The 14,387-nt window shown below is 66.4% G+C and carries 13 protein-coding genes; 12 read left to right on the top strand and 1 reads right to left on the bottom strand.

Features of this window, described 5'->3' with window-relative positions; all coding sequences use genetic code 11:
- Positions 1 to 38 precede the first annotated feature (38 nt).
- Genes MUN23_RS12315 through phnE form a run of 3 tightly spaced genes read left to right on the top strand, consistent with a single transcriptional unit; the run spans position 39 to position 2,508 of the window.
- Positions 39 to 956 (top strand): phosphate/phosphite/phosphonate ABC transporter substrate-binding protein, encoded by a 918-nt coding sequence (locus tag MUN23_RS12315; protein WP_248758549.1) that lies wholly within the window; start codon positions 39 to 41, stop codon positions 954 to 956.
- A complete protein-coding gene (locus MUN23_RS12310; protein WP_248758547.1) occupies positions 953 to 1,708 on the top strand; it encodes a phosphonate ABC transporter ATP-binding protein in 756 nt (251 codons plus the stop codon). The genes MUN23_RS12315 and MUN23_RS12310 overlap by 4 nt, the downstream gene beginning before the upstream one ends.
- A complete protein-coding gene (phnE, locus tag MUN23_RS12305; protein ID WP_248758545.1) occupies positions 1,705 to 2,508 on the top strand; it encodes a phosphonate ABC transporter, permease protein PhnE in 804 nt (267 codons plus the stop codon). Before MUN23_RS12310 ends, phnE begins: the two co-directional genes overlap by 4 nt.
- Before the next feature lie 173 nt (positions 2,509 to 2,681).
- Here the strand turns inward: phnE and MUN23_RS12300 are convergent, their stop codons facing one another.
- Positions 2,682 to 4,139, bottom strand: coding sequence for an HNH endonuclease signature motif containing protein (locus MUN23_RS12300; RefSeq protein ID WP_248764073.1), 1,458 nt, complete (start codon positions 4,137 to 4,139; stop codon positions 2,682 to 2,684).
- Positions 4,140 to 4,454: 315 nt separating this feature from the next.
- Here MUN23_RS12300 and uraD point away from each other — a divergent pair, with 315 nt between their 5' ends.
- The 9 genes from uraD (at position 4,455) to nboR (ending at position 14,386) form a co-directional block, all read left to right on the top strand.
- Positions 4,455 to 4,952 (top strand): 2-oxo-4-hydroxy-4-carboxy-5-ureidoimidazoline decarboxylase, encoded by a 498-nt coding sequence (gene uraD / locus MUN23_RS12295; RefSeq protein ID WP_248758543.1) that lies wholly within the window; start codon positions 4,455 to 4,457, stop codon positions 4,950 to 4,952.
- The gene (gene uraH / locus MUN23_RS12290; RefSeq protein ID WP_248758541.1) at positions 4,949 to 5,290 is read left to right on the top strand and encodes a hydroxyisourate hydrolase; all 342 of its coding nucleotides are present in this window, start codon (positions 4,949 to 4,951) and stop codon (positions 5,288 to 5,290) included. The genes uraD and uraH overlap by 4 nt, the downstream gene beginning before the upstream one ends.
- Positions 5,291 to 5,637: 347 nt before the next feature.
- Entirely contained in the window at positions 5,638 to 6,978 is a 1,341-nt protein-coding gene (locus MUN23_RS12285) for an MFS transporter (protein ID WP_248758539.1), read from the top strand.
- Positions 6,979 to 7,046: 68 nt separating this feature from the next.
- Positions 7,047 to 7,730 (top strand): GntR family transcriptional regulator, encoded by a 684-nt coding sequence (locus MUN23_RS12280; protein WP_248758536.1) that lies wholly within the window; start codon positions 7,047 to 7,049, stop codon positions 7,728 to 7,730.
- Positions 7,727 to 8,548, top strand: a complete 822-nt coding sequence (locus MUN23_RS12275; RefSeq protein ID WP_248758534.1) for an aspartate/glutamate racemase family protein — start codon at positions 7,727 to 7,729, stop codon at positions 8,546 to 8,548. Before MUN23_RS12280 ends, MUN23_RS12275 begins: the two co-directional genes overlap by 4 nt.
- A 25-nt stretch (positions 8,549 to 8,573) precedes the next feature.
- Complete coding sequence (locus tag MUN23_RS12270) at positions 8,574 to 10,010, top strand: amidohydrolase family protein (protein ID WP_248758531.1); 1,437 nt, start codon at positions 8,574 to 8,576, stop codon at positions 10,008 to 10,010.
- 9 nt (positions 10,011 to 10,019) lie between these two features.
- On the top strand, positions 10,020 to 10,751 hold the full coding sequence (locus tag MUN23_RS12265; protein ID WP_248758527.1) for an aspartate/glutamate racemase family protein: 732 nt from the start codon (positions 10,020 to 10,022) through the stop codon (positions 10,749 to 10,751).
- A gap of 176 nt (positions 10,752 to 10,927) precedes the next feature.
- Positions 10,928 to 13,693, top strand: coding sequence for a pyruvate dehydrogenase (acetyl-transferring), homodimeric type (gene aceE / locus MUN23_RS12260; RefSeq protein ID WP_248764072.1), 2,766 nt, complete (start codon positions 10,928 to 10,930; stop codon positions 13,691 to 13,693).
- Positions 13,694 to 13,777: 84 nt separating this feature from the next.
- Positions 13,778 to 14,386, top strand: coding sequence for a nicotine blue oxidoreductase (gene nboR, locus MUN23_RS12255; RefSeq protein WP_248758526.1), 609 nt, complete (start codon positions 13,778 to 13,780; stop codon positions 14,384 to 14,386).
- The last annotated feature ends 1 nt before the right edge of the window (position 14,387 follow it).

Below are 14,387 nucleotides of genomic sequence, written 5' to 3'. Positions count from 1 at the left end.
TTCCTCCCCCAAGACCCCCAAGACCCCCAAGGATCCCCATGAAAACCCGCTACCTCGCCCTGATTCCGGCTGCCCTGCTCGCCACCGTCGGCCTGTCCTCCTGCGCCAGCCCGGCCGTCCAGAACGCATCAGCGAACACCCCCGCCTACTGCGCCGAGGGCCCCATCAAGTTCGGCATCGAGCCCTATGAGGACCCGGCCAAGCTCGAACCCGCCTACCGCGTCCTCGCGGACGCCATGGCGGAGAAGCTGGGCTGCGAGGTGGAGGTCCAGGTTGTGGAGGACTACTCGGCCGAGGTGCTCGCCATGGCCAACAACCGCCTGGACATCGGGCAGTTCGGGCCCATGGGTTACGTCTTCGCCAGCACCAAGGCGGGAGCGGAGCCCATCGCCTCCTTTGGAACGGCCGACGGCGAGCTCAGCACCTACACTGCCGGCATCTGGGTGCCCAAGGACTCGGCCATCCAGTCGATCAACGACCTCAAGGGCAAGGATGTGGCACTCGGCGGCATCGGCTCCACCTCCGGCGATGTCCTCCCCCGCTATGGCCTGAAGAAGGCCGGCATCAGCGAATCCGACCTGGACATCAGCTACGCCGGCGGGCATCCCGAAGCGCTGCTGGCCCTGACCAACGGGACGGTGGACGCCGCCGAGATCAACTCCCAGACCCTTGCCTCAGCCACCGCCGCGGGCACCTTCAAGCCGGAGGACTTCCGCCAGGTCTGGATCTCGGACGCCATCCCCAACGATCCCATCACCATCCGCGGCAACGCTGACCCGGCCCTCAAGGAAGCCGTCCGCGACGCGCTGGTGAATCTCCCCGCCGAGGCCATCGCAGAAGTGGGCGCCTTCCTGGACGTCACGCCTCCGGGACCGCTGCTGGCCGTCACCAAGGAGACCTACCAGCCGCTGTTCGATCTCGCCGCCACCATGGGGCTCACCGAGGAAGACCTGTGACCGCTGTCCAGGTAGCAGGCCTGACCAAGGCCTACGGCGGGACCACGGTGCTGGACGGCGTCGATTTCACCGTCCGGTCAGGGGAACTGTTGGCCTTCCTGGGTGCCAACGGTTCGGGAAAATCCACCACGCTCAAGTGCGTCATCGGGCTGACCCGTCCGGACGCCGGCACCATCCGCGTCCAGGGCAAGGACCTGGGGACGCTCCAGGGCCGGGCCCAGATCTTGGCACGCAGCCAGGCCGCCATGGTCTTCCAGAAGATCCATCTTGTCCCGCGCCGGACGGCCCTGGACAACGTCTGCTCCGGCGGACTCCTGCGGGTTCGCGGACTCGCGTCAGTCAGCCCGGCGTTTTTTGCCAAAGAATTGAAGGAGGAAGCCATGGCATGCCTGGACCGCGTAGGCCTGGCCGGAGTTGCCCTTGAACGGACCGGGAAGCTGTCCGGCGGGCAGCAGCAGCGCGTCGCGATTGCCCGGGCCCTCTGCCAGCGCGCTTCGGTGCTGCTCGCGGACGAACCTGTCTCCGCCCTGGACCCGCACGCGGCTGAACAGGTCATGGCGCTGCTGGCCGAGCTTGCCCACACGGAGAACCTCGCCGTCGCTGCGGTGCTCCACCAGCCGGACCTCGCGATCCGTTACGCGGACCGCGCCATCGGTCTCCTCAAGGGAAGGATTGTGTTCGACGGCGGCCTGGCCGGCTTGACGGACGATGTCCTGGACACGCTGTACGCACCGGACAGGGTTGCGGCATGAGCGCCCCCGCGCTCCCCCGGGCACGGCGTCAGTGGACCCGCACCGGGACCACCGCCACCGCCGTCGTGGTCCTTATTCTCCTGCACGTCATCGCCCTCGAGAGCACCGAGTTCAAACCGGCGCTGCTGGTTGACGGCGCCCAGGGCATGGGACGGTTCCTCGCCGAGGCGTTCCCGCCGGACCTGGACTGGGAGAAGGTGCTGAAGCCCAGCCTGGAAGCAACGCTTGTGACGCTGTGGATCGGGCTGCTGGGCACCACCCTGTCCATTCCCACCGCCCTCCTGCTGGCCGCGCTGGCGTCGGAAACCACTACTCCGCATCCCGTCGTATACCAGGCGGCGCGTGCCGTGCTGTCCTTCTTCCGGGCGGTTCCTGACGTTGTTTTTGCCCTGATCTTTGTCACCGCTGTGGGCCTGGGCCCGTTCGCCGGCGTGCTGGCCCTGATCTGCCACAACACCGGTGTGATGGGGAAGCTCTGGGCCGAAGCGATGGAGGAGAGCGATCAGGGGCCGGTCCAGGCGCTTGCCTCCGCCGGTGCCAGCAAACTGCAGCAGACGTTCCACGCGAGCATCCCGCTGGTGGTCCCCCAGTTTGTGGGCCTGCTGCTCTACCGGTTCGACGTGAATGTGCGTTCCTCGCTGGTCCTGGGCCTGGTGGGCGCCGGCGGCGTGGGCCTGCTCATCAACCAGGCAATCAAGTCGTTCCAGTTCGATCAGATGCTCACGCACATCATCGTGGTGCTCGTCCTGATCGTGGTGGTTGACCAGGCGTCGGCCCTGATCCGGCGCAGGCTCGCCTGAGCCGCGCCCCCTGGAACAGCAACAGCGGACGACGACGGGACCTCCCGCCGTCGTCCGCTTGCGCCCGCGCCCGGGAACCTTGAGCGCATTTACCTTGAGACGGGCGCCGAGGACTGCTCCGCTTATGCAGGCAGGAGAGTTGACGGGGCACACCACAACAACGGCCACGGTGCTCAGGCGGCGAGATACATCATGGTGGCATGTTCGAGTGGGCTGGGAGCGTGGGGTGTGCAGCCAGGTGGCCAGTGCGTAGGTTCACGGTCCTGTTGTTCGGGTGGGTAGTGCCGGCCGGTTGGTGAAATCCAGCCAGGTGGTTCATTGTGCGTTGCCTGCGCAGGCGTCCAGGCGGATGTGTGTTTGAGGCGGTGGTGTTTCGGGCAGACCTGTCCGAGGTTGCTGATCCCGGTGGTCCCGCCGTCCTGCCAGGCTGTCAGGTGGTCGTTCTCGTTGTCCAGGGACTGGTTGCTGCAGCCGGGGAAGGTGCAGGCACCGTCCCGCATCCTGAGCCACCGTTTCAAGGATTCGGGGAGCCGGTAACTCGTGCGGCCGATCTCCAGTGACGCTCCATCCCGCGGGTCAACCAGGACCCGGTAGAACGAGCTGGCACCATCGGCAACGAGCCTACGCGCGATCGACGCCGGGACCGGCCCGAACCCATCCACCTCCGCGGGTTCCTCAGTGAGCCCGAGGAGGGAAAACACGGGGACGGTCACCAGGACGTCAGCCTTGCGGGAGGTCACCTCACCTGGCTGCTGGCTGGCACTGCCCAGCAGCAGCCCCGCAGCCATGTCAGCCCGGATCTGGGTGAGTGTGCGCGACTCGTCAGCGCCCTGCAGCCCACGGCCCAGGGCAGAGGCCTTGTTCCATATTGCGCAAGCCGTGTCACCGGGAAGGTAGAGCGAAATCCAGCCCATGCCGTCCCGGTCCGGGGTATATTCCATTCGACGGTCCGCCACGCTCTTTGCATGTCGCTTCTCCAGGGATTCGGGGTGGTGGCGTTCGCGCCATGCCCGGACTTTCCGCCGGAACCGGGAGGGCACCAATTCGCCGGGCGTGGCACAGCGGGCGCCGTCCGGCGCCCCCGGGTCGAAGAAATGCGATTCCAAGGCCGAAACGGCCGCCGGGGGTAGGCCAGCGGTTTCGTCGACCATAATCCGGGCGTGCTGCCAGGCGATGGTCCCGGCCTGAAGCGCGTCCAAAGCGGCCGGCAGGGACGTAGTCAGCGCATGGGCCTCCCCCAAAAGGGAGGATGAGGCGCGTTCGCCGATGGTGAGTACGCACGCCACTTCTGCCACCAAGGACATCTCCTGCGCCGACGCCTCATATGCACTGGCGGGCGGGGCCTCCAGCGCTGCTGCGGCCTCCGCGTAGGCGGCCAGCAGCCGGATCTTCGCCGCCGCCGTCGCCGACTCGACCCGCGCCAGTACGCCCAGCCCTTCCAGGCATGCCTCCGAGAACTCCCGCAACGGATCAACATCAGCGGTGTGGTCCGTGTGGTTTGGCAGGGACGAAGGGCAGGCAACAACCCCGGCAAGCTGACCGGCCAGTCCGGCCACCGACACGACGGCAGCCGTCACTGCGGCCCTGCCTCCCGCACCGATAACCGCACCGATAACCGCACCGATTTCCATAGGCACAGCATGGCAGAGGGGTCCGACATTCATGTCGGACCCCATTCCGGCGAACGTGCGCAGGGGAATCTCCTGGCCCATCTCGGCAAAACCGTCCTCAGCAGTGACAAAACGCAAGACGGACGACGGCGGGGACCTCCCGCCGTCGTCCGCTTCCTGTTCCCGTATTACTCAAGCCGCGCCCCGGCAGTTGACACCAACAGGCACGTGCGGTTGACTTTTGCATATGCTGAAATAACAGTTCCATGATGCGGAATCAGTGTCCGCATAGCCCTACACCGTGGATGCCAGCATCAAAACACGAGGATCTGTTTTATGCACCTTGAACAGTTCAACACGGCCGCCCGCCCGGAGGCTGCCGATTTCCTGCGTCCCTGCCTGGACATCCAACGCTGGATCGACGAGCTCGCCGACGCGCGGCCCTATTCCAGCCCCGATGCGCTCCTCGCGGCGGGCGGCGGCGCAGCCAACCCCTTCACTCCGGCGGAGATCGAAGCGGCCCTCGCCCACCATCCGCGGATCGGCGAGCGGGCGCAGGGCGACAGCGCCGAAGCGAAGCTGTCCCAGTCGGAACAGGCCGGACTGGGCGTGGCCGACGCGGCCGTCGCCGGGGCCCTGGCGGAAGGCAACCGGGCCTACGAGGAAAAGTTCGGGCAGGTGTTCCTGATCCGCGCCGCGGGCCGCAGCCGCGAGGAGATCCTGGCCGTCCTCAACACCAGGCTCGGCAACACCCCCGAAGCAGAACAAGCAATCATTGGCCAGCAGTTGCGGGAAATCGCAGTGCTCCGACTCGAAGGACTGATCGGCAGATGAGCACCTCCCACGTCACCACCCATGTACTCGATACCGGCTCCGGAAAGCCGGCGGCCGAGGTCCCGGTTACCCTCCACGTGCTCGACGGCGAGCGCTGGGTCCCGATCGCAGAGGGCGCCACCGACGCGGACGGACGCATCAAAGAGCTGGGGCCGGAGCGGCTGCCGTCGGGGACCTACCGCCTGGCATTCGACACGGGCAAGTACTTCGCCGCCAGCGGCACCGAAACGTTCTTCCCGGAGGTGACCCTCACGTTTGGCGTGGTGGAATCGGAGGCGCACTACCACGTGCCGCTCCTGCTCAGCCCCTTCGCCTATTCCACGTACCGGGGCAGCTGAGCCCACCGGCGCTACTGGAACTGCGACAACAGGAAGGGTCCGCGGCGATGCCGCGGGCCCTTTCGCGCGCCCAGGATCCACACACCGGCCGCAGTCACAATCGGTGATTTGGCCCGGGTGGGCCATAACGGAACAAATTCCTTGACAGTGGTACGGGTCACTTCTATTCTGAATTTTGGGATCCCAAATTGGGATCCCAAAAGATCGCGAACCGGATCCCAGGCCACAGTTCATGGCCCGGCTTCTCCGGATTTAGGCTCCAGGACGCCCCACCAGCGGCCTCCTGCCCCGCGAACACCCAAGCCTTTCTTCCCGTCTGCAATCTCCCTCTCTGCAAAGGAGAAGTTGTGTCTCTTCAAAATACTGAAACCGCTGTACCGCTCCCCGACGACAAAACCGGCAAGGACGGCGTGCAACGTCGCACCAACGTCCGCTGGAAAATGTTCCTGCTCCTGCTGGTCCTCGTCGCCGTCAACTACATCGACAGGGGCTCCATCTCGGTGGCCCTGCCCATCATCCAGAAGGAATTCAATCTCGCCCCCGAGCTCGTGGGCCTCCTGCTCTCCGCCTTCTTCTGGACCTACGCGCTGATGCAGGTCCCGGTAGGCCTCTTGATCGATAAGTTCGGTCCCCGCAAGGTCATGACGGCGTCCTGCGTCGGCTGGGGCGCCGCCACGGCCGCCTCGGGCCTGGCCGGCGGCTTCCTCAGCATGTTCATTGCCCGGCTGGGCATCGGCGTCACGGAAGCCGGTGTCATGCCGGCCGGCGGCAAGCTCAACGCGATCTGGATGCACAAGTCGGAGCGCGGACGCGGCGCCACCATCCTCGACGCCGGCGCGCCTCTTGGCGCCGGCCTGGGCGGCATCATCATTGCCGGCCTGATCGCCTCCACCGGCAGCTGGCGCCTCGCGTTCATCATCGCCGGCGCCGCCACGGTCCTGATGGGCCTGGCGGTCTGGTGGTACGTCCGCGACAATCCCCGCCTGCACCGCGGGGTCAACGACGCCGAGGCCGAATACATTGAAGCCTCCCACGCTGCAGAGGACGCTGCGGCCGAGCTCGACGGCAGCAAGGGCAAGCGCGCCCTTCTGCCGTACCTGAAATTCCGCTCCTTCTGGGCCATGTGCCTCGGCTGGCTGGGCTTCAACGGCGTCTTCTACGGACTGCTGACCTGGGGACCGCTGTACCTGGCCCAGGACAAGGGCTTCGACCTCAAGACCATCGGCTGGTCCACGTTCGTGATCTTCGGCGCCGGCTTTGTCGGCGAAATCCTGGGCGGTGCGATCGCCGACAAGTGGCAGTCCACCGGCGCCTCCGCCAACCGTGTGATGCGCACGCTTCTGGGCACTTCCAGTGTGGTGGTGATCGGCGGCCTGATCGGCGTCACCGTCGTGTCCGACCCCACCACCGCCGTCGTCCTCCTGTCCGTGGTCATGTTCTTCCTCCGCTGGGTGGGCCTGTTCTGGAGCATCCCCTCCATCCTGGGCGGCCGGACCAACGCCGGCGTCCTGGGCGGGGCAATGAACTTCAGCGGCAACATCTCCGGCTTCGTGACCCCGATTGCGGTCGGCCTGATTGTCGGCGCCACCGGCTCCTACACCTGGGCGCTGCTGTACTTCGTGGGATCCGCGATCATCATGGGGGTATCCGTCCTGACCCTGAACTACAACAAGCGGCTACCTGTCTAAGCTAGCCACACGCACCTGTTGCTGAAGCCGGGAACGCAACGCCAGACAAGAACCGAAAGTGGAGAAGCATGCACAGCGCAGAAGAAACCCAGGACAAGGAACGCCCCCTTCGGGAGGCTGTCCGGGACACCCTCCGCAACAGGATCTTCGAAGGGCATTACGTTCCCGGCACCAGGCTGGTGGAACGCGACCTCGCCGCCGAATTCAACGTGTCACGGCTTCCCGTCCGCGAAGCGCTCCGCATGCTGCGCCAGGAAGGGCTCATCAGCGACAGGGGCGCCCGCGGAGCCGAGGTCAGCACCCTGAGTCCCAAAGACGTCGAGGACCTCTTCGATGTCAGGCAGTCCCTTGAGGTGCTTGCCTGCCGCCTGGCCGCCTCCCGCGCCACGCCCGAAGACCTCAGCGGCCTCAAAGGGCTGCTGGACGAAGCAGACCGCTGCCTGGCCAAGGGTGCCATCATGGAAGCCCACCGGGCCAACAGCGAATTCCACGATGCCATCACCCGGATCGCGGACAACGGCTTCCTCAAGTCCGCGCTGGAACCGCTCCAGGGCCGCATGCACTGGCTCTTCCGCCACGTCAGCGACCTTCCGGAGCTGATCGAAGAACACCGCGACCTCTACGCCGCCATCGCCAGCGGCGACCCGGAACGGGCAGCCGCCCAATCGGCGTCGCACATCGGCAAATACCGCGAACAGTTTCCGGAGGATTTCAGCCGGACAGAACCCGCCCTTCATCGGAAGAACTTATGAAACTCCTTGTCATCAACCCCAACATCAGCGACGACGTTACCGCCCTGATCGAAGCGGAGGCCCTCCGCTCCGCCTCCCCCGGAACAGAACTTGTGGTCCGGACCGCCGGGTACGGCGTGGAATACATTGAAACCCGCTTTGAATCCCTGGTCGCGGCCGGAGCCGTCGCCGAAATCGTCGCCGAGTACACCCGTGACGGCGCCAGCATCGACGGCGTTGTGGTGGCCGCCTTCGGCGACCCCGGGATGCCCGCACTGAAGGAACTCACCGACATCCCCGTTATCGGAATCACCGAGGCGGCACTCTGCGCAGCCGCCCTGCAGGGCCACCGGTTCTCCATCATCGCCATCTCGGACCGGATCCGGCCCTGGTACCAGGACTGCGTGGAGCGCTTCGGGCTCGGCGGCCGTCTGGCATCGATCCGCTCCATCAACGAAGCCCTCCACGGCATCGCCTCGGTACAGCAGGACTTCAAGGCAACCCTGCTGGCACTCAGCCACCAGGCCGTCACGGAGGACGGGGCCGACGTCGTGATCCTCGCCGGAGCACCGCTCGCCGGCCTGGCCCGCGAACTCCGCGGGCAGATCGGCGTCCCCGTGGTGGACGGTATCTCCGCAGGCATCCGCATGGCAGAAGCGGTTGTTGGGCTCGATTCCGGACCGCACCGCGCAGGCGCCTTCGCACCGCCGCCGGCCAAGTCCCGCCGCGGCCTCACCGAGAACCTGGACGCCGCACTCACTACCGCGCAGAATGCGTCCGCGCACGATCCTGCCCGGCGCGGCGTCACCCAGCCGGCCGCGCCCGCACAGGCCAACTAGCCACTTTCTATTTAGGAGGACACCGATGTCCGACACCCCAGAACTCGTCATTGCCAACGGCACCGTGGTCAACAGCTTCGGCCGCCACCGGGCCCACGTTGTGGTCCGGGAGGGCCGCATCGACCAACTGGTGGACGCCGCCGAGCCCGTCCCCACCGCTACGCGCGTCATCGATGCCGCCGGCCTGCTGGTCATTCCCGGCGGCGTGGACGGACACTGCCACGTGGCCCAGATAACCGGGCGGTTCCGCACCCTCGATGACTACCGGACCACGTCGACGGCCGCTTTGTGGGGCGGCACCACCACCATCATCGACTTCGGCATTCCCCGGGACGCCCGGGAAACCCCGCTGGACGCCGTGCTTTCCAAGAAGGCGCTGGCCCGGGAGTCCCGGTGTGACGTCGCGCTGCACGGCTCCGTGGTCAGCTGGGACGAAACGGTGCCCTGGCAGCTGGAGCAGCTCGCCGCCGAGGGCGTCCGGTCCGTCAAGATGTACACCACCAACCGCGGCACCACCATGGCGGACGGGGACACCATCCTGAAGGTCATGCGCGAGATGGTCCGCCTGGACGGCCTCACCTACATCCATGCCGAGCACGACCCCATCATCGCGGACTGCACGCAGCAGCACGCGGACGACGGCCGGATCGGCGTCGAACACCTGCACCGCACCCGCCCGGAACTGGCCGAAGAGGTCTCGGTCAAGGAAACCCTGGCCATGGCTGAATACGCCGGCGCGCCCGTCTACTTTGTGCACCAGTCCACTCCCGGAGCCGTGGATCTGGTGACCGAGGCGCGCGGCCGGCGCCAGGAGGCCTACTCCGAGACCTGTCCCCACTACCTCACCCTCGACGACAGCGTCTACGGATCGGTGATGCCGGAGTGGTACGCCTGCTGCCCGCCCATGCGCAGCCCGCAGACCGTCGCCGCGCTCCGGGAACGGCTTGCCGACGGCGCCATCCACACCGTTGCCTCCGACCACTCCTGCTACGACCTCACGCAAAAGCGGGAGCGCCCGGACGACATCCGCGAAATGCCGCACGGACTCCCGGGCGTCGAAACCCGGATGCCCGTCACATTCACCGCCCTGATGGAAGGAGCCCGCGACGCCCGGGTCGAGGACTTCGTCGAAGTCTTCGCCGCCGGCCCCGCCCGCATCAACGCCCTTCCCCGCAAGGGAACTATAGCCCCCGGGTTCGACGCCGACCTGGTCATCTTCGATCCAGCCGAGGAAAGAACCGTCGACGGCGACGCCCTGCACATGGGCACCGACTTCTCCCCGTTCGACGGCCGGACGCTCACGGGCTGGCCCGCTGTCGTTGTCTCCGCCGGACGCGTGGTGGTGGACAGCGACGGGTTCCACGACCCCGGTCCCGTGGGCCGCTTCGTGCCCCGACTCGGCTTCCGCGAACATCTGGCCGCGACTTCCGTCCGTCCTGCCGCCACCCAGGCCACCCGCTAGGAGCCCCCAATGCCTTCCACAACCCGCCCCAAGCGCATCGGCATGATCGTGCCGTCCTCCAACACCTGCCTCGAACCGCAAAGCTACCGGATCCTGGGCGACCGGGACGACGTCACTATCCACTTCGCCCGGATCCCGGTCACCCGGATTGCCCTGGACAAATCCTCGGACAAGCAGTTCGATGCCGCGGTCATGCGTTCGGCCGCCGAACTCCTCGCCACCGCCGATGTGGACGTCATCGCCTGGAACGGCACCTCCGGCTCCTGGCTCGGCGCCGACCATGACCGCCAGCTCGTGGAGGAAATCACGGACGCCACGGGCATCCCGGCCACCACGTCCACCCTGGCGTACATGGAAGCGTTCCGGACCTTCGGCACCGAACGCATCGGGCTCTTCACTCCGTACACCGGGGACGTCAACGAACAGATCGTGGCGTCCTACCACCGGGACGGCATCAAGACCCTCGACCACCGCTTCCTTGGCCTGAGCGACAACGAGTCGTTCGCCCGGGTGGCGGATGAGGAGATGCGTCCGGGGTCGCTGGAGCTTGCCGCGTCCGGGCCGGACGCCGTCATCTACCTCTGCACGAACCTCTACGGCGCCAACATCACCGCGGAAATTGAGGCCGAGACTGACGTTCCCGTGCTGGACTCGGTGGCCGTAACGCTGTGGCATTGCCTCAGGATGGCGGGCGCACCGCTGCTGGACCCGCGCTGGGGCAGGCTCCTCACGTCCGCCTGAGCCGGCGCTGCGGGAACTCACCGTCGGCTGCCGGGGCTGTACCCCCTGGCAGCCGATTGTGACCGTCCGCTCGCCTTGACGCGCGGATCGCGGCTTAGATAATCTCGAGATGCAATAAAGTTTTCTCACAGAACGAAAACTTGAGCCAACTATTCAACGATGAAAAGAGGCTGGACGTGGCTGCAGGAGAAGAGACCTCCCATATCCTCAGCGGGTTGACAAACCAGCTGCCCGATCGTGATCCGGAAGAGACCGCCGAATGGCTGGAGTCCCTGGATGCCCTGATTCAGGAACAGGGTACGGAACGTGCCCAATACATCATGCGGAGCCTGCTCCAAAGGGCGGGCGCGCAGAGCGTCGGCGTGCCGATGGTGACCACCACGGACTACGTGAACACCATCCCGGTGGACCAGGAAACGGCGTTCCCGGGGGACGAAGAGATCGAACAGAAGTACCGGGCGTACATGCGCTGGAACGCCGCCATCATGGTGCACCGGGCACAGCGGTCCGATATCGGAGTGGGCGGGCACATCTCCACGTACGCCGGCGCCGCCACCCTGTACGAGGTCGGCTTCAACCACTTCTTCCGCGGCAAGGACCACCCCGGCGGCGGCGACCAGGTCTTCTTCCAGGGCCACGCCTCCCCCGGCATGTACGCCCGCGCGTTCATGGAAGGCCGGCTCGCCGAGGAGGACCTGGACGGATTCCGGCAGGAAAAGTCCAAGAAAGGCCACGCGCTCTCCTCCTACCCGCACCCGCGCCTCATGCCGGAGTTCTGGGAATTCCCCACGGTCTCGATGGGCATCGGCCCGATGAACGCGATCTACCAGGCCCAGTCCAACCGGTACCTGCACAACCGCGGCCTCAAAGACACCTCGGACCAGCAGGTCTGGGCGTTCCTGGGCGACGGCGAAATGGACGAGCCCGAGTCCCGCGGCCTGCTCCAGCTCGCCGCGAACGACAAGCTCGACAACCTGAACTTTGTGATCAACTGCAACCTCCAGCGCCTGGACGGTCCCGTCCGCGGCAACGGCAAGATCATGCAGGAACTCGAAGCATTCTTCCGCGGCGCGGGCTGGAACGTCATCAAGGTCGTCTGGGGCCGGGAGTGGGATGACCTGCTCACCCAGGACGCCGACGGCTCGCTCGTGAAGATCATGAACGAGACCCCGGACGGGGACTACCAGACCTACAAGGCAGAATCCGGCGGGTTCGTCCGCGAGCACTTCTTCGGCAAAACCCCGCAGACCAAGGACATGGTCGCGGACCTCTCCGATGACGAGATCTGGAACCTCAAGCGCGGCGGCCACGACTACCACAAGGTCTACGCCGCGTATAAGGCAGCCACCGAATTCAAGGGCAAGCCCACCGTGATCCTGGCCAAAACGGTCAAGGGCTACGGACTCGGACCCCACTTCGAGGGCCGCAACGCGACCCACCAGATGAAAAAGCTCACCCTCGATAACCTGAAGAAATTCCGCGACCACCTCCGGATCCCCATCACGGACGAACAGCTCGACGCGGACCTCTACCGGCCCCCGTACTACCACCCCGGCATGGACTCCCCCGAGATCCAGTACCTTATGGAACGCCGCCGCGCCCTGGGCGGTTTCGTCCCCGAACGCCGGCCGGAGCACGCTCCGGTGGAGCTGCCGGACGCCAAAACCTACGAGGTCGCCAAGCGCGGTTCCGGCAAGCAGCAGGCGGCCACCACCATGACCTTCGTGCGCCTGCTCAAGGACCTGCTCAGGGATAAAAAGTTCGGACATCGCATTGTCCCCATCGTTCCGGATGAGTCCCGAACCTTCGGCATGGACGCATTCTTCCCCACGGCCAAGATCTACAACCCGGACGGCCAGGCCTATCTCTCCGTGGACCGGGACCTGGTCCTGGCCTACAAGGAATCGGCCCAGGGCCAGCTGATCCACCCCGGCATCAACGAAGCAGGCGCGGTCGCGGCGTTCACCGCCGCCGGCACCGCCTACGCCACCCACGGCGTACCGCTGATCCCGATCTATGTGTTCTACTCCATGTTCGGGTTCCAGCGCACCGGCGACGCCTTCTGGGCAGCGGCGGACCAGATGACCCGCGGGTTCATCATCGGCGCCACCGCCGGCCGGACCACCCTGACCGGTGAAGGCCTGCAGCACGCCGACGGCCACTCCCCGATCCTGGCCTCCACCAACCCGGCCGTCCTCACCTACGACCCCGCGTACGGGTACGAGATGGGCCACATCATCCGGGACGGCATCGAGCGCATGTACGGGCCGGCCGCAAGCGGCGATGGAACCGGACCTGCATCCGATAAGAACCTCATGTACTACATCACGGTCTACAACGAGCCGATCTCCCAGCCGGCCGAACCTGAGAACCTCGACGTCAACGGTGTGCTGAAAGGCATCTACCGGGTGTCGGCGTCGGGTATCGAAGGGCCCAAGAGCCAGATCCTGGCCTCGGGTGTCTCCGTCCCGTGGGCCCTGGATGCCCAGCGGATCCTCGCCGAGGACTGGGGCGTCTCCGCCGACGTCTGGTCCGTCACGTCCTGGAACGAACTGCGCCGCGACGGGCTCGCCGCCGAGGAAGAGGCCTTCCTGAACCCGGGCCAGCCCGCCCGAGTACCGTTCGTCACGCAGCAGCTCGCCGATGCGCAGGGGCCCGTGGTGGCGGTGACCGACTACATGAAGGCCGTCCCGGACCAGATCCGCCAGTTCCTCCCGCACCAGTTCGCCACGCTCGGAGCCGACGGCTTCGGCTTCTCCGACACCCGCGCCGCAGCCCGCCGCTTCTTCAAGAACGACACCCACTCGATTGTGGTGAAGACGCTGCAGCTGCTGGCTTCGCGCGGCGAGGTGGACGGCGGCGTGCCCGCCTACGCACTGGACCGCTACAAGCTCCTGGACGTCAACGCCGGGACCACCGGCGGCACGGGCGGCGACGCCTGACCCCCTTCATCGAGACAACAGTTGACGGCAGTGTTCCCCTGGAACATTGCCGTCAACTGTCATGTGGCTGGATAGGCTGGGGCGATGGCTGACCTGGACAAACAACGCACGACGGCGGTGCTGCTTGCCGCCGGCGCCGGAACGCGGCTGGGGCTCGGCCCCAAAGCGCTACTCCGGTTCCAGGGCCGAACGCTCGTTGAAGTCCTGGCCGACGTGCTGCTCGCCGGCGGCTGCCGCGAAGTGGTGACGGTGCTCGGCGCGGACGCGGCAACCGTCCGGGCCGCCGCCGATCTCAGCCGGCACCGGATCATCAACAACCCGGCCTGGGCCAGCGGAATGGGAAGTTCGTTCCGGGCGGGAGTCACCGCAGCAGCCCCGGGGGACCATGTGCTCATCGCACTCGTGGACATGCCCGGCCTGACCGCAGAAGCCGTTGCCCGGTTGCTGGCATCCCACCGGCCAGGCCGGGTGACGGCGGCCGCCTACCGTGGCAACGATGGAAAACAACAGCGGGGACATCCGCTGCTCCTGGATTCCAGTCTCCGCGCTGAGGCCACGGAAATGGCAACGGGCGACGCCGGGGCCCGCTATTTCCTCCAGGCCCATCCCGAACTGATAGATCTCATCGATTTCAGTGACCTCTCCGCCGGTGAAGACCTCGACACCCCCGGTCAGCTGCACCTTCTGGAGTAAC

The organism is Pseudarthrobacter sp. SSS035, assembly GCF_023273875.1.
Classification (GTDB): Bacteria; Actinomycetota; Actinomycetes; order Actinomycetales; family Micrococcaceae; genus Arthrobacter.
This window is presented reverse-complemented; position numbering and strand designations above follow the sequence as displayed.

Excerpts from the sequence above, each read along its gene's own strand:
- MUN23_RS12315 (WP_248758549.1), top strand. The coding sequence starts at position 39 with ATGAAAACCCGCTACCTCGCCCTGATTCCGGCTGCCCTGCTCGCCACC.
- phnE (WP_248758545.1), top strand. The coding sequence starts at position 1,705 with ATGAGCGCCCCCGCGCTCCCCCGGGCACGGCGTCAGTGGACCCGCACC.
- MUN23_RS12300 (WP_248764073.1), bottom strand. The coding sequence starts at position 4,139 with ATGGAAATCGGTGCGGTTATCGGTGCGGTTATCGGTGCGGGAGGCAGG.
- uraD (WP_248758543.1), top strand. The coding sequence starts at position 4,455 with ATGCACCTTGAACAGTTCAACACGGCCGCCCGCCCGGAGGCTGCCGAT.
- uraH (WP_248758541.1), top strand. The coding sequence starts at position 4,949 with ATGAGCACCTCCCACGTCACCACCCATGTACTCGATACCGGCTCCGGA.
- MUN23_RS12280 (WP_248758536.1), top strand. The coding sequence starts at position 7,047 with ATGCACAGCGCAGAAGAAACCCAGGACAAGGAACGCCCCCTTCGGGAG.
- MUN23_RS12275 (WP_248758534.1), top strand. The coding sequence starts at position 7,727 with ATGAAACTCCTTGTCATCAACCCCAACATCAGCGACGACGTTACCGCC.
- MUN23_RS12270 (WP_248758531.1), top strand. The coding sequence starts at position 8,574 with ATGTCCGACACCCCAGAACTCGTCATTGCCAACGGCACCGTGGTCAAC.
- MUN23_RS12265 (WP_248758527.1), top strand. The coding sequence starts at position 10,020 with ATGCCTTCCACAACCCGCCCCAAGCGCATCGGCATGATCGTGCCGTCC.
- nboR (WP_248758526.1), top strand. The coding sequence starts at position 13,778 with ATGGCTGACCTGGACAAACAACGCACGACGGCGGTGCTGCTTGCCGCC.